This window comes from Pseudoalteromonas sp. TAE56, assembly GCF_000497955.1.
GTDB lineage: Bacteria > Pseudomonadota > Gammaproteobacteria > Enterobacterales > Alteromonadaceae > Pseudoalteromonas.
This window is the reverse complement of sequence record NZ_AUTN01000135.1, coordinates 34,918-58,581: the sequence shown is the minus strand read 5'-3', so window position 1 is coordinate 58,581 and position 23,664 is coordinate 34,918. Positions and strand designations below refer to the sequence as shown.

The window sequence follows — 23,664 nt, the reverse complement described above, 5'->3', positions numbered from 1 at the left end:
TTGGCTGTTAGAACTCAATCTGTACGAGTGCCCACACAGATGATTGCTTTATATTGTTAAAGAACGTTTTGAGTCGCTTTAGCGCCTCAAGGGATGCGAATAATACACCCTTTATTTTTCGAGTCAACACTTAGTTTTAAACTTTCTTTTTAGATAATTTAAAACCGAAGTTTTATTTAACTCTCTGAGGTAGTTCGTGCCTCGCTATGCGTTGGCGTTTCCCGTCTCAGTGGGGTCGCATTATAGGGAGATTCGAGCGGGGGTCAATGTTTTATTTCAGCTTTTTGACAATTAAATGCATTTAGTATGAAAGCTATACAAATAAAGGGCTGCAGGATACTTTTAGTTTAAAAAACACCCACAACTTATGTATCAATTGATGATGTATTAGTAAGGTTTAAACTAAGCTGTATGTTAAACAAACAACACACAGCTTTATTTAAAATTAAAGATTTATTTAGATGCTATTTCCCATACGGCAATAGAGCCTGATATTTCATTTCCAACGATTAAGAGTGAGTTTGCAGTGGCACTTTGCTCTGCTGAAACGAATACCATTCCTTCAGGTGCTAAATCGCCTGTAATATTCGCTCCTTTAATTAAGCCTCTATTATAGAAGTAGTCTTCAAATTGCACATTGTATGGATTAGTAATGTCGTAAGCCATAATACCGCCCATACGTTCTAAACCAATAAAAGCAAATGTACGATCGTCAATTTTACCAATAGCCAGCGCTTCAGGCTCTGCGCCTTTATCATCTGAACGTGAGTCTCCATTGTTTTCATCTTCATTATTGTTAAATGATTCACCATGCACAGATGCTGTTATACGTGCTATATCGTCACCTGAATCAAAAACCACCAGCCCATTGCTATCCCAAATAGTAAAAGAACGTGCGCCATAGCCGTAAAGCGATTCGTATTGTCCGTCGTTATTGGTATCGCCTTTTATTGTTGTTACTTTTAAGCGACCAATATCATCATCGTCGTTATTTAAGTAATCAAAATTAGCAGCAAGAGTTAAGTCTTCAACGCGGCTTTCATCTATATAAGCTAAGCAGCCATCGTCTTCATCGTAATCAAGTCCGCCCTTTGCTATACAGTCTGCTTCATCCGTTGTATCAAAAAAGTATTCTCTTGCGTCACCTTCGTTGGCAGTGACTATAAAGTTAGCGCCTTTCCAACTAAAGCTTGAGATAGTATCGGGCTGGTACATACCATAGAGCCCTGGGTATGATTTAAAATTAACGCCGCCATCTTTATCTGAGGCATCAAGTTGTAAGCTTGACCACTCTTTAAAGCCTAAGCCCTTTAGCTCAAGACTGTTGTCTTGTAGGTTAACTATTGCAAGTGCATTGTTTTCTTGAATAGATACATAAGCATATTTGTTATCTTTAGAAATGCTAACGTACTCGGGCTCTAAATCCATAGCTACTGTGGTATTTATTAGATTACCGTTAATAGTACGACCATTTGGATTTGCAAAAACTATCCCTTGCGCTTCTAGTTCGGTTTGTTTGTTGTTATAGGCTTTAAAATCAATATTTATTGCTGTATCAGCTATTACATTATTTGTTATATCGATAATACTAATAGAACCTTCAGGATCTACGCTGTAGTCGCCACTTGGTTCACCTTCGTTAGCAACCACTGCCTTTGCGCCATCGTGGGTGAACGTCACCATGTCTGGTAAAAATCCGACTGTAACATTTTTAATAAAGACAGGTGATTCGCCGCTTATATCGTAAAAAGCAATTTGCCCTTCATCACCCGTGCTTTCAGCAGCCATTGCAACCGCTAGTAAATTATTGTTTTCATCAATAGCAATGCTGTTTGCATCGCCTTGGGTGTGCTCGTTTAAAGGCAACGTAATGACCGAGGTTAAGTTTGTGGCGCTTATAACCCCTTCGTTATCTTTAACAAGTGCGGCAGTATCAAAGATGTCTGCGGGTAAAATATTAACAACAGCATCATCGCCTGAACTGTTAATAGCGTAAATCCATTTTTTAGATGCTTGGTAAGCAACTATTTCAGCGGCACCTTCTGGACTTTGTGCATTTAATACTCCTCTTCCTACGAGGCTAATATTTAATACTGAATTAGCATTTATACCATTTAACCCATTAGTCCCACCTGCGCCTTGTTCTCCCTGTAATCCTTGAGAGCCGTTTTGACCATCGTCACCATCAAGTGAGCAACCAGTAAGAACAGATATAAGTGACAGCGCAATAATTGATTTTTTAAACATGTGATTTTCCTTAGTATTGTATTTGCTAAATATCAACACACAGGCATGACAAGATTATGGCAGTTTTATTTTGATTAGCTTTCGGCAATAAAAAAGCGAGTGTTAAACTCGCTTGCAGCTAAGGAGTAGCTTATTACCCATGAAATCAGCTTTGTAACTAAAAGCTATTAATATGCTCATTACGCCTTTTTCGAGTTTCTTCTATAAACTCTTTTAGCTCATCAACAGAAGGTTCAATACCTTGTTGGTTTTTTTGCTCGAACCAATCGGCTATATCACTGATTATGACAGAGCCACCTTGTAAGCATAACTCATCGTTTTTTAGCCAAACATCAGGCGCTCGAAGTGAGGGTCCGGTGTACCAACTACAATAAGTGTAACCTTTGCTTTTTAAATTAGACTCTATAACAAGATTCGTCGGGATTGATAGAATTAATAAAACAATTAAACCTACAACTGCACTTTTAAATGCATTAATTAAAGTTAACTTTATATCAAACCCCAAAAAACGCTGTAAAGTTGATAAAAACGTTAAAAATAAGCAAGGTAATAATAAAAAAGATAATAGTATGGTGGCTTGCTCTTTGATAAAAAATTGAGGCTGACTAACTAAAAATATAGTTTCCACTTCGGAAAAAAAGTTTAAGGCTATCTTGTAGCACAGTCCCCCACTAACAATTAACAAGAAAAAAACAGATGCTAATTCTTTCATATTTGCAAGAGATAACTTTTTATCTGCTTTTTTCCATTCTAAAAACTTCACAAGTTATAAGACCTAGTTTTTTTAAACATAGGAACTCCAAAGGTTTCATGTAAAAATTCATTTGGATTTTCTTTATATTCGCTATTAATTTTTTGCGCTCCAGCCTTAATTTTAACTACACCACTCTGTATCTTATTTTCAATATTTCTTAACTCATCAGAAAGTACTTTTACATAATCACTGGTATCTGAAAATGCAATTGAAAAAGCCACCCCAACGATTACAACAACCAACAAGGGCACTAATACTGTACCTGCAATTATTGTTGCTAAACCTGCTGATGCTGCTGATGCGACACCTAATATTGTACTAGTAGTCACAATAGCAGCTCCAACTACAGCCATATCCACGGCTACACCTGCCACTAAGTCATGCCATGTTTTTTGATCGTTTAAAAGGTAGTCTGTAGCATGAAATGTCACTGAAATTACTAGAGTGAGCACAAACCCACCCTTCATAGCTTTTGCAGCTTCTAATTTACCGACACCGATAGTAAAAAGTTTGGGGTTACTTGCTAAATAACGAGTACCCGTTAAATGAGCTTTGATACCAGGATAAGAAGACATTATAATAGCAGGGGAACCATTATAAACTTTAATTTTAAACTTACCAAAAACATTACCTTGGCGCTGCATTGCAGCCGCTATAATGGCTAATGCCTTCATATCATCAAATAAAGGGTATAACCCACCCCCTGTCTTTAATGGATCTTTAATTCGTTTCCATTTACTTGATAGTGAATTATGCTCTTCCAGTAACTCATCAAGCCAATCAACCACTTCTGAACGAGATTTACCTTGCTTCATCTTTACAGAAATAATGTATTCTACAAACTCTGCAGAATTCATTTGTATCAGCGTGTGATTGTTACCTGATAGAAGACTTTTAATTTGATTTTGACGTTGCCTTTCGGCAATAGCACGGCGAGCATATGCAGACATAGGAGTTCCTTAAGTGTATTTTTTAATCCGTTAATCATAAGTTTAAATAATAGTCAAAATATAAGCAATAAAAAAGCGAGTATATAACTCGCTTTAAAAAGGTGTTGGCTTATTATTTTTTAACAGGTCGTTTCCAGCCAGTTAAATTACGCTGCTTAGAGCGTGCGATTGCTAGTTGATCATCTTCAACAGTACTGGTGATCACAGAGCCTGCACCAATTGTTGCAGTTGCACCTATATTTACAGGGGCAACGAGTGATGAATTAGAGCCAATAAAGGCATTATCGCCAATAATAGTTTTTGCTTTATTAACACCATCGTAGTTACAGGTAATAGTGCCTGCACCAATATTTACTTTTTCGCCAATTTCAGCATCACCTAAATAACTTAAGTGGTTGGCTTTAGAGCCTTTACCTAATCGGGTTTTTTTCATCTCTACAAAGTTACCAATGTGCGAGTCTTCTTCCATTACAGCGCCAGGGCGAAGGCGAGCATAAGGACCCAGCGTACATTTATCAGCAACTGTGGCATCTTCAATCAGTGTATTAGCTTTAATGACAACGTTATCGCCAATACTACAATTTTTAAGTACGCAGTTTGGACCTATTTGTACATTGTTACCAAGCGTGACCGTGCCTTCAAAAATAACGTTTATATCAATTAATACGTCTTCGCCTGTTTTAACATCGCCACGTACATCAATACGCGCCGGGTCGGCTAGGGTGGCACCATTTAACATTAACTCTTCTGCTTGCCATGCTTGATAAGCACGCTCTAAGCCTGCAAGTTGTACGCGGTTGTTTGCGCCTTCAACTTCCATTGCATGATCTGGCTGCGCTGAAGTAATTTCTACACCTTCACTGTGAGCCATAGCAACAATATCTGTAAGGTAGTATTCGCTTTGTGCATTGTTGTTAGATAGATTGCCTAACCATGTTTTTAAAAGCTTACCGTTAACCGCCATAATGCCGGTGTTTACTTCGCTAATAAGTAACTGCTCTGCACTTGCATCTTTTTGCTCAACAATACCAACAAGCTTGCCATTTTCACGCAGCATACGTCCGTAACCATTTGGGTTAACCAAATTAACTGTTAATACCGCTAAACCATTTTTAGGTGTTGCAGCTAATAAGCGCTCAAGCGTTGATTGCTTTGTAAGTGGTACATCGCCGTATAAAACAAGTACGGTGTCGTCGTCATTAATGTGTGGGTTAGCTTGAGCTACTGCGTGGCCAGTACCAAGTTGCTCTGCTTGGAGTACCCAATTTACATCGTTATCGGCAAGTTGTTTTTGTAATAGTTCGCCGCCGTGTCCGTAAACTAAGTTTGTGGTTGTTGCACCTAATGCCATCGCATTATCAATAACATGCTGCACCATTGGTTTACCTGCAACGTTGTGCAGAACTTTAGGTAGAGCAGAGCGCATACGAGTACCTTTACCCGCAGCAAGAATAACTGTTGTTAGAGCCATTAAAACAATTTCCTTTTTTCGTTGTTTTAGCTAAATAAGTTTTATGTTTTATCAGAAGATTACGTAAATCACTTCTTGTGCAAATACTCAGTAGGTTAGTTTATTAGTACTGAATCTTGACTGAAAAACACACTTAATTGAATGGCGTTATTGTAGCGAGGATTGGTTAAGGATATAAGTGTAAATGTGTAGATAACAATCTGATAAACCCATTATTTAGCATTTATAAAAAACGGCTATTAAATATCTAAATTATAGGCACAAAAAAGCCCACTCAAAGTGGGCTTTTAAAAACCGGATAGGCTTACTTATGACGTAATTGCTGAATTACGCGTAACTGAGCAACTGCTTCTGCCAGTCGCGTAGCCGCTTGCTGATAATCAAACTCAACAGCTGACGAATTCGCCATATGTTCTTCAGCTTCACGTTTAGCTTTTTGTACAGAATCTTCATCTAAATCTTCACCACGAACCGCAGTATCTGCAAGAATCGTGATGTGATTTGGTTGAACTTCTAATGTACCGCCAGCAACATATATCACATCTTCGTGACCAAATTGCTTAACTAAACGTACCATACCAGGTTTAAGGGCAGTTAGTAGTGGAGCATGGCCTAGGTTTACACCCAGCTCGCCTTCACTACCAGATACTTGAATCGATTCAACAAGACCAGAGAACAAACTCTGCTCAGCGCTTACTACGTCAAGATGTACAGTCATAGCTGTCATACTACCCTCCTAGTTACATGCCTTTGGCTTTTTCTTGAGCTTCTTCGATAGAGCCAACCATGTAGAACGCTTGCTCTGGAAGGTCATCAAACTCGCCGTTTAAAATGCCTTTAAAGCCAGCAATTGTATCTTTTAGTGATACGTATTTACCAGACGCGCCTGTAAACACCTCTGCCACGAAGAATGGCTGAGATAGGAAACGTTGGATTTTACGTGCACGAGATACAAGTTGCTTATCTTCGTCAGAAAGCTCGTCCATACCTAGGATTGCAATGATGTCTTTAAGTTCTTTATAACGCTGAAGAACTGTTTGAACGCCACGTGCAATACCATAGTGCTCTTCACCAATTACTTGTGGATCAAGCTGACGTGAAGATGAATCAAGTGGGTCTACCGCTGGGTAGATACCAAGCGATGCGATATCACGTGAAAGTACTACTGTTGCGTCTAAGTGAGCAAAGGTAGTTGCTGGAGATGGATCTGTTAAATCATCCGCAGGTACGTATACCGCTTGGATTGAAGTAATTGAACCCGTCTTAGTAGAAGCGATACGCTCTTGAAGCACACCCATTTCTTCAGCAAGTGTAGGCTGGTAACCTACCGCTGATGGCATACGACCAAGTAGTGCAGATACTTCTGTACCAGCAAGTGTATAACGGTAGATGTTATCTACGAAGAAAAGTACATCGCGACCTTCGTCACGGAACTTTTCAGCCATAGTAAGACCAGTTAACGCTACGCGTAAACGGTTACCTGGAGGCTCGTTCATCTGACCGTATACAAGCGATACTTTATCAAGTACGTTTGAATCGTTCATCTCATGGTAGAAATCGTTACCCTCACGTGTACGCTCACCAACACCTGCGAATACTGAGTAGCCGCTGTGCTCGATTGCGATGTTACGGATAAGTTCCATCATGTTTACGGTTTTACCAACACCGGCACCACCGAATAAACCAACTTTACCACCTTTAGCAAACGGACATACAAGGTCGATAACCTTGATACCTGTTTCTAAAAGTTCAACTGAACTTGATTGCTCTTCGTAAGAAGGCGCTGCACGGTGAATAGACATACGGTCTTCTTCGCCGATTGGACCCGCTTCATCGATTGGCTCACCAAGTACGTTCATGATACGACCAAGTGTTGCAGTACCAACTGGAACTTGAATCGATTCACCTGTATTCATAACTAAAGCACTACGACGTAAACCATCAGTAGTACCCATAGCGATAGTACGCACTACACCGCCACCTAGCTGTTGTTGGACTTCTAAAGTCAAACCAGCTAAATCGCCATCTGTAACTCTTAGTGCGTGGTATACCGCTGGCACGCTATCTTGTGGAAATTCAATATCCACAACGGCGCCGATAATTTGGACGACCTTACCTAAACTCATGTCTATTCCTCTCGTTAATCTTTACCCGAAGCATTAAACTGCTGCTGAGCCAGAACAAATCTCACTAATTTCTTGTGTGATTGCTGCTTGGCGAGCCTTGTTATAAACAAGCTGTAGCTCATCCATAAGGTCACCTGCGTTATCAGTTGCAGCTTTCATTGCAACCATACGAGCAGCTTGTTCAGAGGCAGCATTTTCTACTACACCTTGGTATGCTTGAGACTCAATAAAGCGTACTAACAAAGACTCTAAAATAGCCTCTGGGTTTGGCTCGTATAAGTAATCCCATGTGTGAGCAGATACTTCTTCTTCAGCTTTTGGCAAAGGGAGTAACTGATCTATAATTGGCTCTTGCTTCATGGTATTAACGAACTTGTTATATACCAAGAATAAACGGTCTATTTTGCCTTCAGAAAATGCATCAAGCATTATTTTTACAGGACCAATAACATCTTGTACTGAAGGTTTATCTCCTAGGCCCGCTTTTTTAGCGAGTAGTTGACCACCAAAACGTTGGAAGAAACCAGCTGCTTTACTACCTAAAGTAGCAAACTCAGCATCAACACCTTTTTCTTTCCACGCTTTAACATCAAGTGCAACTTTCTTAAACTCGTTTGAGTTTAGACCGCCACACAGACCACGGTCTGTAGAGATAACAATATAACCAACTCGTTTTACTTCACGATCTTTTAAGAACGGGTGAGTAAAATCAAGATTTGCTTGAGCAACACGACCAATTACTTCACGTAATTTGTCAGCGTATGGACGGCTTGAAGCAACGCGTTCTTGCGCCCTTTTCATTTTAGACGCAGCAACCATTTCCATTGCGCTAGTGATCTTTTGAGTATTTTTAATACTCCCGATCTTGCTTTTAATCTCTTTTCCGCTGGCCATGACTCTCTCTCCGAATCAAGGTGTGCTTTAGTTTCCTAAAGCGCACCATTAATAACTAAATTACCAAGTTTGCGTAGACTTGAACTTCGTTAGAAGTTCTTTAAGCTGCGCTTCGATCTCGGCATTTAAGTTACCAGTTTCATTGATTTGAGCCACAAGCTCTGCGTATGTGCTACTTGCATAAGAAAGTAAAGCAGCTTCAAAGTCACCGATTTTCGAGATTTCGATGTCTTGAAGGAAGCCTTTTTCAGCAGCAAATAACGACAAAGACATATCAGCAACAGACATTGGCGCGTACTGTTTCTGCTTCATTAGCTCTGTTACACGCTCACCATGCTCAAGTTGAGCACGAGTTGCATCATCAAGGTCAGACGCGAACTGCGAGAACGCAGCTAATTCACGGTACTGAGCTAGGGCTAGACGGATACCGCCACCTAGTTTCTTAACGATTTTAGTTTGTGCAGCACCACCAACACGCGATACCGAGATACCAGCATTTACTGCCGGACGGATACCTGAGTTGAATAAGTCAGTTTCTAAGAAGATCTGACCATCGGTGATAGAGATAACGTTAGTCGGTACGAACGCAGAAACGTCGCCGCCTTGAGTTTCAATGATTGGCAATGCCGTCAATGAACCAGTTTTACCTTTTACTTCACCATTGGTGAACTTTTCAACGTAATCTGCGTTTACACGCGATGCACGCTCTAAAAGACGAGAGTGAAGGTAGAATACGTCACCTGGGTATGCTTCACGGCCTGGTGGACGCTTAAGTAGTAATGAAATTTGACGGTAAGCAACTGCTTGCTTAGACAAATCATCATATACGATTAATGCGTTTTCACCACGGTCACGGAAGTATTCACCCATAGTACAGCCCGCGAACGGTGCTAAGTACTGAAGTGCCGCAGATTCAGAAGCAGATGCAACAACTACGATAGTATTTGCTAGTGCACCATGCTCTTCTAATTTACGAACTACGTTTGCAATAGTAGACGCTTTTTGACCAATCGCAACGTACACACACTTAACGCCTGTGTCTTTTTGATTGATGATTGCATCGATTGCTAGTGCAGTTTTACCTGTTTGGCGGTCACCAATGATAAGCTCACGTTGACCACGACCAACTGGAATCATCGCATCAATAGATTTATAACCAGTTTGAACTGGCTCATCTACAGATTTACGCTCGATTACACCTGGTGCGATTTTTTCTACAGGTTCAAACCCGTCGTTATCTAGAGCGCCTTTACCATCGATTGGAGCACCTAGTGTGTTTACAACACGACCAAGTAGACCAGGACCAACAGGAACTTCTAAAATACGACCAGTAGTATATACTTTTACGCCTTCAGTAAGGTCAGCGTACGGACCCATTACTACTGCACCAATTGAGTCGCGCTCAAGGTTTAGTGCGATAGCATAACGGCTGCCAGGAAGCTCAATCATTTCACCTTGCATACAGTCAGCAAGACCGTGGATGCGGATGATACCGTCAGTAACAGATACAATAGTACCTTCGTTACGAGCTTCACTTACAACTTCGAACTTCTCAATACGTTGTTTGATCAGATCTGAAATTTCAGTGGAATTAAGTTGCATGCTCTTTTTCCCAATTACGATTGTAGTGTTGTAGCTAAGCGGCTTAATTTACCGCGAATAGTACCGTCGATTACAGTGTCGCCAGACCTAATAATAAGTCCGCCAACCACTGACGCGTCTTCACTACAATTCAGCTTAACTTTGCGTGCGAAACGTTTTTCAAGTGCCGCTACCAATGACTCTTGCTGCGCAGCAACAAGAGGAGTTGCAGAAATCACATCTACTTCGATTTCTTTATCGTATTCTGCTTTAAAATCAGCAAATAACTGTGCAACTTCAGGTAGAGCTATCAAACGTCCATTTTCAGCCATCACCTTAACTAGGTTCTGACCTTGTTCGTTGAGCTGCTCAGCACAAAGTTGAATAAATAATTCAGCTTGTGCAGTAGCTGTAGGCATACTCGCTAAAACAGATGATGCTTGCTCATTGCTGGCTACGTGGCCAGCAAAGAACAACATATCGTTCCAGCTTTCAAGAGTGCCTTTCTCAACGGCAAGTTCAAAAGCCGCTTTAGCGTATGGGCGAGCGATAGTAGTCAAATTAGACATGCTCATACCCTCCTAATTACAGCTCAGCGACAAGTTTTTCAACGATGTCACTATGTGCGGCTTGATTAATTTCACGCTCTAAAATACGTTCTGCACCAATCACTGCCAGCGTTGCTACTTGCTTACGTAGCTCTTCTGTTATGCGATTACGTTCAGACTCAACTTCAGAGTGCCCTTGAGCAATGATACTTTCACGCTCTTGCTGACCACGAAGTGTTTCTTCGTCAACAATTAGCACTGCACGCTTTTTAGCTTGTTCAATGATATCAGCCGCTTGAGCTTTTGCATCTTTAAGCTGTTCAGCAGCTTTCTTTTGCGCAAGTTCTAAGTCTTTTTCGGCTCTATCAGAGGCAGCTAAACCATCTTCGATTTTTTTCTGGCGAGCTTCAATTGCACCGTTTAGTGGTGGCCATACGTATTTCATACAAAATAATACGAACACCGTAAACGCAATCAATTCACCGATAAGAGTGGCGTTTAAATTCACAACCGCTCCTCCTTAAATAGTAAGCTGTTCAAAAAATAAAATTAAAGTACGAACAACAATACCATAGCGATACCAACACCAATCATTGCTACAGCATCGATTAGACCAGCAAGAATAAACATCTTAACTTGTAGCGAAGGTGCAAGCTCAGGTTGACGCGCACATGCTTCAAGGAATTTACCGCCCATGTTACCAAAACCGATTGCTGTGCCGATTGCACCAAAACCGATTAGTAAAGCTACTGCGATGTATTTTAAGCCTGTTAATAATTCTAAAGCTTCCATTTATTTCTCCAAAGTTTCAATTGTAAAGTTAAAAGTAAAAGTAAAATTGTAAATCTAAAAATTAGTGATTATCTGAACTTGCCATGCTTAGGTATACAATCGTAAGCATCATGAATAAGAATGCTTGTAATGTAATAACTAGAATATGGAATACAGCCCAAACAAAGTGCAACGGTAGTTGCATAAAACCGATAGCGCCGATCAAGATGAAAATCAACTCACCAGCATATAAGTTACCAAACAAACGTAGTGCTAATGAAAACGGTTTAGAAACGAGTGCAATCAGTTCAAGTAATAAGTTAAATGGTATCAAAATAATTTGAACAAACATGTTATTTGAGCTGAACGGATGAAGCGTTAACTCTTTAATAAACCCGCCAATACCTTTTATTTTGATTGAAAAACCAACCATTAGTATAAATACACCCAGCGCTAGCGCTGAAGTCATATTAATGTCAGTCGTTGGTACAATTTTCATGTACACATCGTGTGAATCCATACCAAATGCAGTCTCACCAACGAAACCTGCAAATGCTGGAAGGAAATCAACTGGTATTAAATCCATTAAGTTCATTAAGAACACCCAAACGAAAATCGTTAAGGCTAATGGTGCAATAAGTTTGCTTTTACCATGGAAAGTATCGCGTACGTTGTCGCCAACAAATTCTACGATTATTTCAATAAAACACTGAAATTTTCCAGGTACACCTAGTGTTGATTTTTTAGCGGCACTACGAAAGATCCATAAAAATATAAGACCTAAACCGATAGACCATGCAAGGGTATCTATATGCCATGTCCAGAATCCACTGTCCGTACATGCTTTATTGAAGGCGAGACCTGTATCGGTCGAACACATCTTAGCATTGGTCAAATGGTGCTGGATATGGCCAGATAGAGTAACTTCTTCTGCTGCCATGTTATATCCCAAAAGTTAATGTTTAAAAAAAACGGGTGCGAACAATCCAGTAAAGAGCGCCAGTATATAAGTACTAAAAAAGGGTAATAAAATTACCGGAAAATGCTTCAGTACTAGCGCAAACAATACAATTGTTAGCATAAACTTTAATCCGTTGCCGCGTTTCAACGAGGCATACGCTTGATTTGCTCGACTTGCACCCATATATCTGAATGCATAGAGTGCAAATACAAAGTGCGGAAGTACTGCTACAGCTCCACCAGCGAGTGATGAAAACGCGGCATTGACTCCCGAACTAAAAAAAATAATTACAGCAGCAACTAATGCTACAACACCCTGAAGGCAAATTAACTTTAATACGGCAAGTCGATATGGACTCGCTAACTTATCAGTCACGTTTAGTTAACCTTTATTGCGTTCTAATTGTTAGGGTGTGAAAACTGGCGAAATTATACTTAATCCTGCCAGTTTTGCAACTTGAGTAGATGCTTTGTAACACGAAATAGCTACAAATGTCCCTTTTTAGACATGTAGAAAACTAATGGTGGGTATTGTCGTGATTGATACGATTTAAAATGCCGTCAAGTTCATCTAGGTTAGTATACGAAATAACCAGTTTACCTTTGCCTTTTTTATTGTAGTTAATCTCTACTTTAGCACCTAGGTTTTCAGCGAGTTGTTGTTCTAACTGCTTAACATCTGGATCTTTTTCGCTTATTTCTTTGGCAGGTATAGGTTCTAAAATTGAACGTACGAGCTTTTCAGTTTCTCGAACTGTTAATGCTTTAGCGACAGCTAAACGAGCAGCATCTGACTGCGCTTCACCTTCAAGAGCCAAAAGACAACGAGCATGGCCCATTTCAATATCGCCATGCTCTAACAGAATTTTTACATCGCTATTTAGATTATTTAAACGAAGTAAGTTAGTTACTGTGGTACGTGATTTGCCCACCGCATCAGCTACTTGTTGATGTGTTAATTCAAATTCTATTAGTAAACGGTTAAGTGCAACTGCTTCTTCCATAGCATTTAAATCTTCACGCTGAATATTTTCTATCAGTGCAATCGCAACGGCAGCTTCATCAGGTACATCTTTAATAATACAAGGTACTGTTTCAAGCTTAGCTATTTGCGCTGCGCGCCAGCGACGTTCACCAGCAATAATTTCAAAGCTATTATGTGCAATAGGGCGCACAACAATAGGTTGAATAATACCTTGTGAGCGAATAGAACTAGCAAGCTCTTCTAGCGCCTCTTCAGACATGTCTTTACGAGGTTGGTATTTACCAGAGTGTAAAAACTCTATTGGAAGTTTTTGTAATTCACTGTTATTTGGCCCAGCTGCATTTTTTACAGCTTCAGTCACGTTTGATGTGTCTTGTTCCTTGCTTGCGCTCGGTGCAGGCTTTGACGAACTTAAAAGTGCATCGAGTCCTCGGCCTAAACCTCGTTTTTTAGCAGACATGTTATTTTTTTACCTCAAAGTTAGGCGACAACGGATGCTGTTTTTTCTTTTCTGCGTAACATTTCACCAGCGAGTGCTAAATAAGCTTTAGCGCCACTTGATGCCCGGTCATAGTACATAGCAGGAGTACCAAAACTAGGTGCTTCAGCTAAACGAACATTGCGCGGGATCACCGTACGGTATACTTTATCGCCAAAATGTTGTTTTAATTGTTCTGATACATCATTTGCCAAACGGTTACGCGGGTCGTACATAGTACGAAGTATGCCTTCAATTTGTAAGCTAGGATTCACTAACTTAGCAAGCTGCGTAATCGTATCCATTAATGCAGTTAACCCTTCAAGTGCATAATACTCACACTGCATTGGCACTAAAATAGAATCAGCAGCAGCCATTGCATTAACAGTTAACATATTTAGAGAGGGTGGACAGTCGATAAAAATAAATTCGTACTGGTCCTGAATTTTTTCAAGTGCGTTACGTAAACGCACTTCACGGGCAAACAATTCCATCAATTTAACTTCTGCAGCGGTTACATCACCGTTTGCAGCAATCATATGGTATTCACCAGACGTTTCTTTGATTATAACGTCTTCTATAGGTTTATCTTCAATAAGTAAGTCGTAAATAGTTGGCACGTCGCCATACTTATCTACGCCACTACCCATAGTCGCATTACCTTGCGGATCGAGATCAATTAACAGCACTTTACGTTTCGTTGCAGCCATAGACGCAGCGAGGTTAACAGCGGTTGTAGTTTTACCCACTCCACCTTTTTGATTTGCTAATGCGATGACTTTTGCCACGGTGTCTCTGATCCCTAGTCTTTAGAAAGAATAATTAAATGTCGTTGTGCATCTAACTTAGGTACTTCTAATGCAATTTTTTGCTCAAACTTAACGCCTGCAGGCAGTGACTCTAGCTCTTCGCTAGGGAACACTCCTTTAAGTGCTATAAATTTACCCGAATGATCGATTAAGTGCGAACACCAGTCAACCATATCTTGTAATGAAGCAAATGCACGACTTAGTACGCCGTCTAATTTAACACTTGGTTGATATTCTTCAACTCTTGACTGAACCGGGGTTACATTATCAAGACCAAGCTCATGTTTAACATGCATTAAAAATCGTACACGTTTACCTAAGCTATCTAATAACACAAAATGTGTATTAGGTAATGCAATTGCTAATACGATACCCGGTAATCCAGGACCCGTTCCAACATCAATATAATGATGACCGGGTAAGTGAGGCGCAACAACTAAGCTATCCATAATATGCTTAATCATCATTTCTTCAGGTAAGCGTACTGAGGTTAAGTTATAAGCCTTATTCCACTTATTCAATAACTCGACGTAACGAACTAGCTGTTGCTGTTGTTTTTCTGTTAGCGCAATATCAGTTTGCGCTAACAATGTAGTTAATTGTTGCTGTAACACTATGTACCCTTACCGTTACGCGGATTTGCGTAATAAGCCTTGCTTCTTCAGATACACTAATAATAGCGAAATCGCCGCTGGGGTGATACCAGAAATACGCGATGCTTGACCAATAGTGTCAGGACGCGACTCAATAAGCTTGGCAACTACCTCATTTGACAAACCAGATACGGTTTTATAATCAAACTCTTTTGGTAAAATTGTTTGCTCATGACGAAGCTGTTTGTTGATCTCATCTTGTTGACGCGCAATGTAACCTGCGTACTTAGTATGGATCTCAACTTGTTCAAGTGCCGCTTTGTTTGTAAATTCAGATCCTAATCCTTCTATAGCCATAAGATCGTTATAACGAATCTCTGGGCGACGAAGTAATTCTTCTAAACTTGCTTCACGTGTAAGCGGTGTTTTCAGTAATGCATTTACTTGATCTACAACGGCGTGATCTTTATGAATCCACGTATCTTTAATGCGTTGCTTCTCTTTTTCGATGATTTCCATTTTTTCGTTAAATGCCTGCCAGCGTTCGTCATTTACTAAACCTAGCTCACGGCCTTTTTCAGTTAAACGAATATCAGCGTTATCTTCACGAAGTAATAAACGGTATTCGGCACGACTGGTAAACATGCGGTATGGTTCTTTTGTACCCAATGTTGCTAAGTCGTCGATTAATACACCCACGTAAGCTTCATCACGACGTGGTGTCCAAGAATCTTTGCCTTGCACTTTTAGTGCAGCATTCATGCCTGCAATTAAGCCTTGTGCACCTGCTTCTTCATAGCCAGTAGTACCATTAATTTGACCCGCAAAAAATAAACCTTCAATAAATTTAGTTTCTAAAGATTGTTTTAAATCACGTGGATCAAAGTAATCATATTCAATTGCGTAGCCAGGTCGACAAATATGTGCATTTTCAAAACCTGTAATCGATTGCACAATCTCAAGTTGTACATCAAACGGTAAACTAGTCGAAATACCATTTGGATATAATTCGTATGATGTTAAACCTTCAGGCTCAACAAATATTTGATGTTTATCTTTATCTGCAAAGCGAACAATTTTATCTTCAATTGAAGGGCAGTATCGTGGACCAATACCTTCAATAACACCTGAGTACATAGGTGAGCGATGTAAGTTTTTGCGAATAACATCATGTGTTTTTTCGTTTGTGTAAGTTATGTAACACGGTATCTGTTGTGGGTGATCAGATTGTTTACCCATAAACGAAAACACAGGTGTTGGTGTATCACCAGGCTGTGCTTCCATTTTTGTAAAATCAACAGTACGTGCATCAATACGTGGTGGTGTACCGGTTTTTAAACGATCAACTCTAAATGGATGTTCACGTAAGCGATCAGCTAAAGCGATTGAAGGGGGATCGCCTGCACGACCGCCTTTATAATTTTCTAAACCAATATGAATTAAACCGCCTAAAAAAGTACCCACGGTTAAAACAACACTTGGTGCACTAAAACGTAAACCCATTTGAGTTACTACGCCAGTAACACGATCGTTTTCAACAATAAGATCATCACATGATTGTTGAAAAATCTTAAGGTTATCTTGGTTTTGTAATGTTGTTTGAATAGCCGCTTTGTACAAAGCGCGATCTGCTTGTGCTCGAGTAGCACGAACAGCAGGTCCTTTTGAAGAATTTAGTGTACGAAATTGGATCCCGCCTTTATCAATGGCCTGTGCCATTGCACCACCAAGCGCGTCGATCTCTTTTACCAAATGACCTTTGCCAATCCCACCAATTGCTGGGTTGCAAGACATTTGACCAAGGGTATCCATATTGTGAGTCAGTAGCAGGGTATTCATCCCCATGCGGGCAGCTGCTAATGCGGCTTCAGTGCCAGCATGTCCACCACCTACTACGATAACGTCAAAATTTTCGTGAAAAATCATTAATGGGATCCTACTTAAATCAAACCGGTAAACTTCAAAAGGGAGCGTATTCTACCTAGAAATTGGCAGAAGATAAATGATTAAACAAAGGGCAAGATCTAAGTATGTGATCTCTAATAATATAAAGGATCTTTTAAAGAGATCTTTTATTACTATTACTACTACTGATCGACTTTTCTGTTGATAAGGTTTAGATCTTCATTTAAAACATGAAATTAGATCAGATCTAAAGGTGTTAATATGATCGGATCATCCAGCAAATAAGCTCTGATCAAAAAGGCACTTTATGCACAGGGTTGAATCAGTTGGATCTTATCCAATGGATAAGCATGCTTTAAAACGCAGTTTATTCAATCTTTATCCACAAAACCTATTAAATTATTAGTAAATTGTGGGTAACTTTATATATAACTTTTTACTTGATCTATCTATTTTATGCCTGTTTGAGCTATCCAAGAGTCTAACCATGTTAATGCAGTGTCCTCTGGTAGTGCTTCATCGAGAATATTAAGCTCTAAACGTTCTGCTACTTTTATAGCGCCTTTTTGAGTTAATAAGGCATCTATATTACGTCCTGCTAGGTTATAAGTGTCATAACTAGTGTCGCCTAAAGCGATTACTGAATATTTTAATTCAGATAAATCATCTGCTTGAGTTACATCTTCAACAAAACTAATAAGATTTTCAGGGTAATCACCTGCACCATAAGTTGATGTGCAGATTAACCAAATGGTATTTTGCTGATCAATATCGCTAAATTCAGGTTGATCATGTAGTTGCGTAGTAATACCAAGGTTATTAAGCGCGTCGCTTAATTGCTCTGCAACATACTCGGCCGATCCCATTTGGCTGCCGACAATAAGATTTACTGAACTCATGAATATTAGTGATCACATTGGTTTTAATTACCGCCTATGATAACTGAGTGAGGATAACAGTAAAGTTAAGAGTGCTTTTTTGTATAACTATTTTTGCGGTAATTTTACACTCAATCAAAATTGTGCCTTTAAGTTATTGATAATGCGATGTTTAACAAATTATCTTTAAATGTAATCTTCTGATCAAGTTGTTGATAACAGTGGGGAAAGCTCTGCTTAAAGTGTTTTTTTAGGTTGTTTTATATTCGCTAAGTTATTGATATTACTTGTCAGTAAAAAATTAAATTGTAAATATCCCAATTAAAAATACTTGTTGATCATAATGTGGATATAAAGCCTGTTGATAACCTTAAATTTAGATCGAAAATAATTTTTAAAAATGATCTAATAAAGCAGATCTAATGAAATTAATTAAAAATAAGTTCATAAATAGATAAATTTCAATTGATCATGAGGTTTTTGCGGCTGATTTACCTAGTTTTGGTATTTATCTGAGTTGAAAATTAGATATTGTGGATAAGTGATCTCGGTATTTTTAATTTTATGCGAATTTAGAGCTGCTATTTTTATTAATTTTGCTGGTGGAGTTAGCAGATCAAAAGTTTTGAATACTTAACAGTTGAGTTATTTTATTTAAAAATCACAGTGATTATCAAATTATAGATTGTCAAAAGTAAGCTTTTTAGAGTACTAATCAGTGTTTTTTAGCTATTTAATTGAGCGAATAACATCATTTTTTGCGTGTATAAGATGTGTTTTAGTGCATTTTTGTGAGCTAAAGTAAGTATAAGAAAGCCATTTATAACTACTTTTTGTATGACATATAACGCTATTAAAGCGTGCGCTTGTTTGAAAATGTAACGATTTTAACCTAAATAATAGGTGTGATTTGTGCTATTAACTCCTCAATAAGCACTCTCATTATTGTCTACTCTATATAATCAGAGCTCTCTGGCACGTAATAAAGATAGTTTTGGATATGATTTTATTGGCAGTAATTTGCAGGCATCAGGTGTATAAATATATATTTTAAAATGAAATATTTTACATAAAAAAAGAGCACCTAAGTGCTCTTATAATAAAAATATATCTGTAATAGTGTGTTTATTTACCAATACAAAACGAGCTAAATATTTTGCCAAGTAAGTCGTCTGAGGTAAATTCACCGGTTATTTCGTTTAAATACTGCTGTGTTAAACGCAGTTCTTCAGCGAGTATTTCACCAGCAATGTGCATTTCTAACTGTGTTTTACCCGTTTCTAAATGATACGCAGCACTTTCTAGTGCATCTAAATGACGGCGACGGGCCATAAAGCCACCTTCTGTTGCGCCTTGAAAGCCTATACAAGCTTTTAAATGCTCGCGAACGAGTTCAATGCCGTCAGCATTTTTAGCACTTAAGCTAATGACCGGGTATTGTTGCTCTTGCTCCATTCCTACTATGTCGCCAGATAAATCAGCTTTATTTCTGATGACCGTAACCCCCATACCTTCTGGTAATTTTGCCATAAATTCAGGCCAAATTTTGTGCGGGTCTGTATCTATAGTATCAGTGCCATCAAGCATAAATAAAACGCGATCGGCTTGGTTTATTTCATCCCAGGCACGCTCAATACCTATTTGCTCTACTCTGTCTGGGCTTTCACGTAGGCCTGCTGTATCTATAATATGCAGTGGCATACCATCTATATGTATATGCTCTCGTAGTACGTCCCGAGTGGTACCGGCTATTTCTGTTACGATTGCGGCTTCACGACCGGCTAGAGCATTAAGCAGGCTTGATTTACCCGCATTAGGGCGACCTGCAATAACAACACGCATGCCTTCGCGCATGATGCTGCCTTGCTTGGCTTGGTTGGTTACAGTGTTAAGCTGAGTAATAATAGCGTCTAAGTCGCCTGACACTTTACCATCTGATAAAAAATCAATTTCTTCATCAGGAAAATCTATTGCCGCTTCTACATACATACGTAAGTGAATTACTTTTTCTACGAGTGTTTCTATGTGCTTAGAAAATTCACCTTGGAGAGACTGTAGGGCGCTTTTAGCGGCTTGCTCGCTAGTGGCATTAATTAAGTCGGCGATGGCTTCTGCTTGTGTTAAATCAAGCTTGTCATTCATAAATGCACGTTCAGAAAACTCACCAGGCTTTGCTAAACGAACGCCCTCTATTTTACTAATTTCTTTAAGTAACATATCTAGCACTACAGGGCCGCCATGGCCTTGTAATTCAAGTACGTCTTCACCAGTGAATGAGTTTGGGCCTGCAAAGTAAATGGCAATACCTTGATCAAGTTGCTCGCCAGCAAGGCTTTTAAATGGCACATAATCGGCGTAGCGGACTTTAGGTATTTTACCTACTACTTTTTCGGCGACACTTTTAGCAAGGCTACCTGAAACGCGAATAATACCAACACCACCACGTCCAGGTGCTGTTGCTTGTGCTGCAATTGTATCTTGATTGATCATGCTATTAATTTACCAACGGTGAGTAACTTTATGCCCGCATTGTAACCTATCGATTTATTGGTAGCGAATAGCTGTGGTGAAAAACAGGCAATAAAAAAGGCGACCGAAGTCGCCTTTATATAAGTAATATACTCAAACCATCTTGATGTGGCTTGGGTATAGGCAATTAGCCTCTTACTTTAATTCCTTTCTTTTCCATGCCACGGTAGATGATCAACATCTGGACAATAGAAATAAGGTTAGACACTAACCAGTAAAGAACTAAACCAGATGGGAACCATAAGAAGAATACAGAGAAGATAACCGGCATAAAGGTCATCATTTTTTGCTGCATTGGATCAGTAACCGTCATAGGTTGTAGCTTTTGCGTCACAAACATACTCGCACCAAATAATATCGGTAATACGTAGTACGGGTCTTGTGCAGAAAGGTCAGTTAACCAAAAAATAAATTCAGCATGGCGAAGTTCAGTAGACTCTAAGAATACGTAGAACAAGGCTAAGAAAATTGGCATTTGTAGCAAAATAGGGAAACAGCCACCCATAGGGTTAACTTTTTCTTTTTTGTACATTTCCATAGTTGCTTGGCCGAACTTTTGACGGTCATCACCAAACTTTTCTTTAAGAGCTGCCATTTTAGGCTGTAGAGCACGCATTTTTGCCATTGAAGTGTATTGCGCTTTAGTTAGCGGGTACATTAACGATTTTACGATAATAGTGATGGCAATAATTGCTACCCCCCAGTTACCTAAAATGCTGTGTAACCATTTTAGCAATACAAATAAAGGTTGCGAAATAAACCATAACCAACCGTAATCTACAGTTAAGTCTAGGTCTGGGTGAATCGCTTCAAGAATATCTGATTCTTTCGGGCCCATATAATAAGTAGCAGTTAGTGTTTGCTCACTACCTGCTTGAATATTAACAGCAGGGTCTTTAGCACCAATAATAGCGGCATTACTTTTCGTAATTAAGCTATAAATAGTATTTGATTGATCCTGCATTGGAACCCAAGCACTTACAAAGTAATGCTGTATAAATGCAACGTAGCCACCTTGTGTGCTTTTATTTAGGTTTTTATCAGCCATATCAGAAAAACTATACTTTTCGTAAGGTTCTTCATCAGTACCGTATGCAGCACCTAAATAGTTTTGATCAACCATGCTGCCTTTTTCTTGTACAGTACGCTTAATTTGCGTGTATAGCTGAACTTGAAGAGGTGTGCTGGTGGTGTTGTTAATTTTGTATTCTAAGCCTACGTCATACTGACCTTTTTTGAATACATACGTTTTAGTAAAACTAACACCATTACTATCAGTAAACTGAAGTGGAACGCGAAGCACATCACCCGTTAAGGTATATGACTTTTGTTCGGTACTATAAGTAGGGCGACCATTCGCTGATCCGTCAGGGCCATTTAAACCAATTAAGCCACTTTGTGAAAAGTATTGTCTACCTTCAATAAGTTCACCAAGGAGCATAAAAGGCGTTTCACTGCCTTTTGTCTCTTCGTATTGAAGAAGGTCTGTTTCAACAATGTCACCGCCTTTGGTGTCAATTTTAACTTTAAAAACGTCAGTTGTAATTTCAATAACTGAACGCTTAGCTAAAGTTGCTGAAGCAGGTAACTCTGAATCTGACGATGAAGGAATATAATCATCCGACTCTGGTGAATTTGCTTGTAGTGTTTGTGTTGTGGCACTTGGATCGACTTTAGGCTTGTTGTAATCATTATCCCATTCTTGGAACAATAAAAACGACACTAGCATTAGGCCAATTAATAAAAACGTGCGTTGCGATTCCATAACAGCTCTTATTTCTCGTGTTGGTGGTTAATATGGGTTAATTTTTCAGGAACGGGGTCGTCTCCGCCTGAATGTAAAGGATGGCATTTTAGTATGCGTTTTAAAGCTAACCAACTACCTTTTATAAACCCATGCAAATTAATTGCTTGAATTGCATAACTAGAGCAGGTTGGATTAAAACGACAATGCGGACCTAACAGCGGGCTAATCCACTTTTGATAACCGCGGATAAATAACACTAAACAAAACTTCGGTAAAGCAACAAGTGGTTTAAGTAACCTCATGATGTTTATGCCCCTACTTAAGTTTAGTGAGATAGATATCATGTGTTTAAAGACTCAATTAGAAAATTTAAATGCATGATTAAAAGGTGAGCTAAAGATACATTAATTAACCCTGCAATTCTATTGCAATTAGGTTTGTTTATTAGATTTAGCTGATTTGTTTGGGCGTTTCTTAAAAGGTGGCGGTTTAGGTGCACCTGGTTTACAGCGTTCGTTAATTTTTCGCCATAATTTAGTAAGTTGTTTGGTTATTTCTTCATTAGACTGCTCATCAATACCATTTTTGACCATAAGCACAATATCAATATTATCGATGCTGTGTTGATTTAAACGAAAACTTTCGCGAGCGAGACGTTTAATACGGTTTCGTTGGCATGCCTTTTTTACACGTTTTTTAGCAACAGTAAGACCTAACCGAGGTTTTTCTTGGTCATTTGGTTTAGCTAATAGAGTAAAGAAAGGAGTTGCAGCCCGAGCGGGTTCATTAAATATGCGAGAGTAATGCGAGGGAGTTAACAGACGTAACTCCCTGCCAAAGCTAAAGTCTTCCACTTATAAATTAAGCAGAAAGAACTTTGCGGCCTTTAGCGCGGCGACGTGCTAATACTTTACGGCCATTTACAGTTGCCATGCGAGCACGGAAGCCGTGTGCACGTTTGCGTTTTAAAACGCTAGGTTGAAAAGTTCTTTTCATAACAATCTCATCCGATCGGTTAAAGTTAAAACATCCTATACAGGTCGCGATCCTGGCATAGGTGCCATTGCGAGCGCGAGATATTATAGAGTAAGTAATGTAAAGTCAATCATAATTACGTTAAGGGTATATAACCCACCTACTACTATATGAGAGATCATATAAGGCGATCTGTTAGGATCATCATAAATAAGAAGTTTTCCACAGCCCTTGTATAAAAAGTGAATAAAAGCAGGGGAAAAGTAAATTGGATCGTAAATTTGGTTCGCGATCTTGGTGTTATTTTGTTATGATCTCATCTCAGGATCTAAAATAAAAACTGTTTTAAATCAGCTTGTTAATGATTTTATACATCGATATCAACAATTTTATAAAAATCAATCTTTTACTTGTGGATAAAGTGTCTTCATAATACGCGGTCTTGGGTCGCTTATTGGACCAT

23 protein-coding genes are annotated in these 23,664 nt (G+C 39.2%); all 23 read right to left on the bottom strand.

The genetic code is table 11. The annotated features are described in order from the left end of the window. Positions 1-453 precede the first annotated feature (453 nt). The 23 genes from L656_RS0116110 to rpmH all read right to left on the bottom strand — a co-directional run bounded on the left by L656_RS0116110 (position 454) and on the right by rpmH (position 23,222). A complete protein-coding gene (locus L656_RS0116110; RefSeq protein ID WP_024599971.1) occupies positions 454-2,247 on the bottom strand; it encodes a choice-of-anchor I family protein in 1,794 nt (597 codons plus the stop codon). A gap of 157 nt (positions 2,248-2,404) precedes the next feature. Then, the gene (locus tag L656_RS0116105) at positions 2,405-3,010 is read right to left on the bottom strand and encodes a DUF1240 domain-containing protein (RefSeq protein WP_024597174.1); all 606 of its coding nucleotides are present in this window, start codon (positions 3,008-3,010) and stop codon (positions 2,405-2,407) included. Next, positions 3,007-3,951: a hypothetical protein gene (locus L656_RS0116100; RefSeq protein WP_024597175.1), complete on the bottom strand. Its 945-nt coding sequence runs from the start codon at positions 3,949-3,951 to the stop codon at positions 3,007-3,009. Before L656_RS0116100 ends, L656_RS0116105 begins: the two co-directional genes overlap by 4 nt. Positions 3,952-4,063: 112 nt before the next feature. After that, the gene (gene glmU, locus L656_RS0116095; RefSeq protein ID WP_024599970.1) at positions 4,064-5,422 is read right to left on the bottom strand and encodes a bifunctional UDP-N-acetylglucosamine diphosphorylase/glucosamine-1-phosphate N-acetyltransferase GlmU; all 1,359 of its coding nucleotides are present in this window, start codon (positions 5,420-5,422) and stop codon (positions 4,064-4,066) included. 304 nt (positions 5,423-5,726) lie between these two features. Then, positions 5,727-6,149 (bottom strand): F0F1 ATP synthase subunit epsilon, encoded by a 423-nt coding sequence (locus tag L656_RS0116090; RefSeq protein WP_007377666.1) that lies wholly within the window; start codon positions 6,147-6,149, stop codon positions 5,727-5,729. A 13-nt stretch (positions 6,150-6,162) separates the two neighbouring features. Then, positions 6,163-7,548 carry a F0F1 ATP synthase subunit beta gene (gene atpD, locus L656_RS0116085; RefSeq protein ID WP_024599969.1) on the bottom strand — a complete coding sequence of 462 codons (1,386 nt, stop codon included), beginning with the start codon at positions 7,546-7,548 and terminating at the stop codon, positions 6,163-6,165. 33 nt (positions 7,549-7,581) lie between these two features. Then, the gene (gene atpG, locus L656_RS0116080) at positions 7,582-8,442 is read right to left on the bottom strand and encodes a F0F1 ATP synthase subunit gamma (RefSeq protein WP_008172041.1); all 861 of its coding nucleotides are present in this window, start codon (positions 8,440-8,442) and stop codon (positions 7,582-7,584) included. 60 nt (positions 8,443-8,502) lie between these two features. After that, positions 8,503-10,044, bottom strand: a complete 1,542-nt coding sequence (gene atpA, locus L656_RS0116075; RefSeq protein ID WP_024599968.1) for a F0F1 ATP synthase subunit alpha — start codon at positions 10,042-10,044, stop codon at positions 8,503-8,505. Positions 10,045-10,058: 14 nt separating this feature from the next. Beyond that, positions 10,059-10,592 (bottom strand): F0F1 ATP synthase subunit delta, encoded by a 534-nt coding sequence (atpH, locus tag L656_RS0116070; RefSeq protein ID WP_024599967.1) that lies wholly within the window; start codon positions 10,590-10,592, stop codon positions 10,059-10,061. Between the two features lie 16 nt (positions 10,593-10,608). Beyond that, a complete protein-coding gene (atpF, locus tag L656_RS0116065) occupies positions 10,609-11,079 on the bottom strand; it encodes a F0F1 ATP synthase subunit B (protein WP_024599966.1) in 471 nt (156 codons plus the stop codon). A 41-nt stretch (positions 11,080-11,120) separates the two neighbouring features. Continuing rightward, positions 11,121-11,363 carry a F0F1 ATP synthase subunit C gene (gene atpE / locus L656_RS0116060; RefSeq protein WP_007585980.1) on the bottom strand — a complete coding sequence of 81 codons (243 nt, stop codon included), beginning with the start codon at positions 11,361-11,363 and terminating at the stop codon, positions 11,121-11,123. A gap of 61 nt (positions 11,364-11,424) precedes the next feature. Further along, on the bottom strand, positions 11,425-12,282 hold the full coding sequence (gene atpB / locus L656_RS0116055; protein WP_004335244.1) for a F0F1 ATP synthase subunit A: 858 nt from the start codon (positions 12,280-12,282) through the stop codon (positions 11,425-11,427). 15 nt (positions 12,283-12,297) lie between these two features. Continuing rightward, on the bottom strand, positions 12,298-12,678 hold the full coding sequence (locus L656_RS0116050; RefSeq protein WP_024599965.1) for an ATP synthase subunit I: 381 nt from the start codon (positions 12,676-12,678) through the stop codon (positions 12,298-12,300). Between the two features lie 142 nt (positions 12,679-12,820). After that, positions 12,821-13,747: a ParB/RepB/Spo0J family partition protein gene (locus L656_RS0116045; protein WP_024599964.1), complete on the bottom strand. Its 927-nt coding sequence runs from the start codon at positions 13,745-13,747 to the stop codon at positions 12,821-12,823. A gap of 20 nt (positions 13,748-13,767) precedes the next feature. Further along, positions 13,768-14,553: a ParA family protein gene (locus L656_RS0116040; protein WP_004335235.1), complete on the bottom strand. Its 786-nt coding sequence runs from the start codon at positions 14,551-14,553 to the stop codon at positions 13,768-13,770. 14 nt (positions 14,554-14,567) lie between these two features. After that, a complete protein-coding gene (rsmG, locus tag L656_RS0116035; RefSeq protein ID WP_007377658.1) occupies positions 14,568-15,188 on the bottom strand; it encodes a 16S rRNA (guanine(527)-N(7))-methyltransferase RsmG in 621 nt (206 codons plus the stop codon). A gap of 15 nt (positions 15,189-15,203) precedes the next feature. Then, on the bottom strand, positions 15,204-17,093 hold the full coding sequence (gene mnmG, locus L656_RS0116030) for a tRNA uridine-5-carboxymethylaminomethyl(34) synthesis enzyme MnmG (protein WP_024599963.1): 1,890 nt from the start codon (positions 17,091-17,093) through the stop codon (positions 15,204-15,206). A gap of 428 nt (positions 17,094-17,521) precedes the next feature. Further along, positions 17,522-17,971, bottom strand: a complete 450-nt coding sequence (mioC, locus tag L656_RS0116025) for an FMN-binding protein MioC (protein WP_024591277.1) — start codon at positions 17,969-17,971, stop codon at positions 17,522-17,524. A gap of 1,104 nt (positions 17,972-19,075) precedes the next feature. Continuing rightward, the gene (mnmE, locus tag L656_RS0116020) at positions 19,076-20,440 is read right to left on the bottom strand and encodes a tRNA uridine-5-carboxymethylaminomethyl(34) synthesis GTPase MnmE (protein WP_007584209.1); all 1,365 of its coding nucleotides are present in this window, start codon (positions 20,438-20,440) and stop codon (positions 19,076-19,078) included. A gap of 166 nt (positions 20,441-20,606) precedes the next feature. Further along, positions 20,607-22,244: a membrane protein insertase YidC gene (yidC, locus tag L656_RS0116015; RefSeq protein WP_024599962.1), complete on the bottom strand. Its 1,638-nt coding sequence runs from the start codon at positions 22,242-22,244 to the stop codon at positions 20,607-20,609. Between the two features lie 8 nt (positions 22,245-22,252). Beyond that, a complete protein-coding gene (gene yidD / locus L656_RS0116010) occupies positions 22,253-22,528 on the bottom strand; it encodes a membrane protein insertion efficiency factor YidD (RefSeq protein WP_024599961.1) in 276 nt (91 codons plus the stop codon). Positions 22,529-22,657: 129 nt separating this feature from the next. After that, positions 22,658-23,080: a ribonuclease P protein component gene (rnpA, locus tag L656_RS0116005; protein ID WP_007584204.1), complete on the bottom strand. Its 423-nt coding sequence runs from the start codon at positions 23,078-23,080 to the stop codon at positions 22,658-22,660. A 7-nt stretch (positions 23,081-23,087) separates the two neighbouring features. Continuing rightward, positions 23,088-23,222, bottom strand: coding sequence for a 50S ribosomal protein L34 (gene rpmH / locus L656_RS0116000; protein ID WP_004335215.1), 135 nt, complete (start codon positions 23,220-23,222; stop codon positions 23,088-23,090). Positions 23,223-23,664: the final 442 nt, after the last annotated feature.

What these genes read in the sequence shown, in the direction of transcription:
- yidC (WP_024599962.1), bottom strand. Translation starts at nt 22,244, where the DNA reads ATGGAATCGCAACGCACGTTTTTATTAATTGGCCTAATGCTAGTGTCG.
- atpH (WP_024599967.1), bottom strand. Translation starts at nt 10,592, where the DNA reads ATGTCTAATTTGACTACTATCGCTCGCCCATACGCTAAAGCGGCTTTT.
- atpG (WP_008172041.1), bottom strand. Translation starts at nt 8,442, where the DNA reads ATGGCCAGCGGAAAAGAGATTAAAAGCAAGATCGGGAGTATTAAAAAT.
- glmU (WP_024599970.1), bottom strand. Translation starts at nt 5,422, where the DNA reads ATGGCTCTAACAACAGTTATTCTTGCTGCGGGTAAAGGTACTCGTATG.
- L656_RS0116090 (WP_007377666.1), bottom strand. Translation starts at nt 6,149, where the DNA reads ATGACAGCTATGACTGTACATCTTGACGTAGTAAGCGCTGAGCAGAGT.
- yidD (WP_024599961.1), bottom strand. Translation starts at nt 22,528, where the DNA reads ATGAGGTTACTTAAACCACTTGTTGCTTTACCGAAGTTTTGTTTAGTG.
- atpA (WP_024599968.1), bottom strand. Translation starts at nt 10,044, where the DNA reads ATGCAACTTAATTCCACTGAAATTTCAGATCTGATCAAACAACGTATT.
- L656_RS0116110 (WP_024599971.1), bottom strand. Translation starts at nt 2,247, where the DNA reads ATGTTTAAAAAATCAATTATTGCGCTGTCACTTATATCTGTTCTTACT.
- atpD (WP_024599969.1), bottom strand. Translation starts at nt 7,548, where the DNA reads ATGAGTTTAGGTAAGGTCGTCCAAATTATCGGCGCCGTTGTGGATATT.
- mnmG (WP_024599963.1), bottom strand. Translation starts at nt 17,093, where the DNA reads ATGATTTTTCACGAAAATTTTGACGTTATCGTAGTAGGTGGTGGACAT.
- L656_RS0116100 (WP_024597175.1), bottom strand. Translation starts at nt 3,951, where the DNA reads ATGTCTGCATATGCTCGCCGTGCTATTGCCGAAAGGCAACGTCAAAAT.
- L656_RS0116045 (WP_024599964.1), bottom strand. Translation starts at nt 13,747, where the DNA reads ATGTCTGCTAAAAAACGAGGTTTAGGCCGAGGACTCGATGCACTTTTA.
- mioC (WP_024591277.1), bottom strand. Translation starts at nt 17,971, where the DNA reads ATGAGTTCAGTAAATCTTATTGTCGGCAGCCAAATGGGATCGGCCGAG.
- mnmE (WP_007584209.1), bottom strand. Translation starts at nt 20,440, where the DNA reads ATGATCAATCAAGATACAATTGCAGCACAAGCAACAGCACCTGGACGT.
- rpmH (WP_004335215.1), bottom strand. Translation starts at nt 23,222, where the DNA reads ATGAAAAGAACTTTTCAACCTAGCGTTTTAAAACGCAAACGTGCACAC.
- atpE (WP_007585980.1), bottom strand. Translation starts at nt 11,363, where the DNA reads ATGGAAGCTTTAGAATTATTAACAGGCTTAAAATACATCGCAGTAGCT.
- atpB (WP_004335244.1), bottom strand. Translation starts at nt 12,282, where the DNA reads ATGGCAGCAGAAGAAGTTACTCTATCTGGCCATATCCAGCACCATTTG.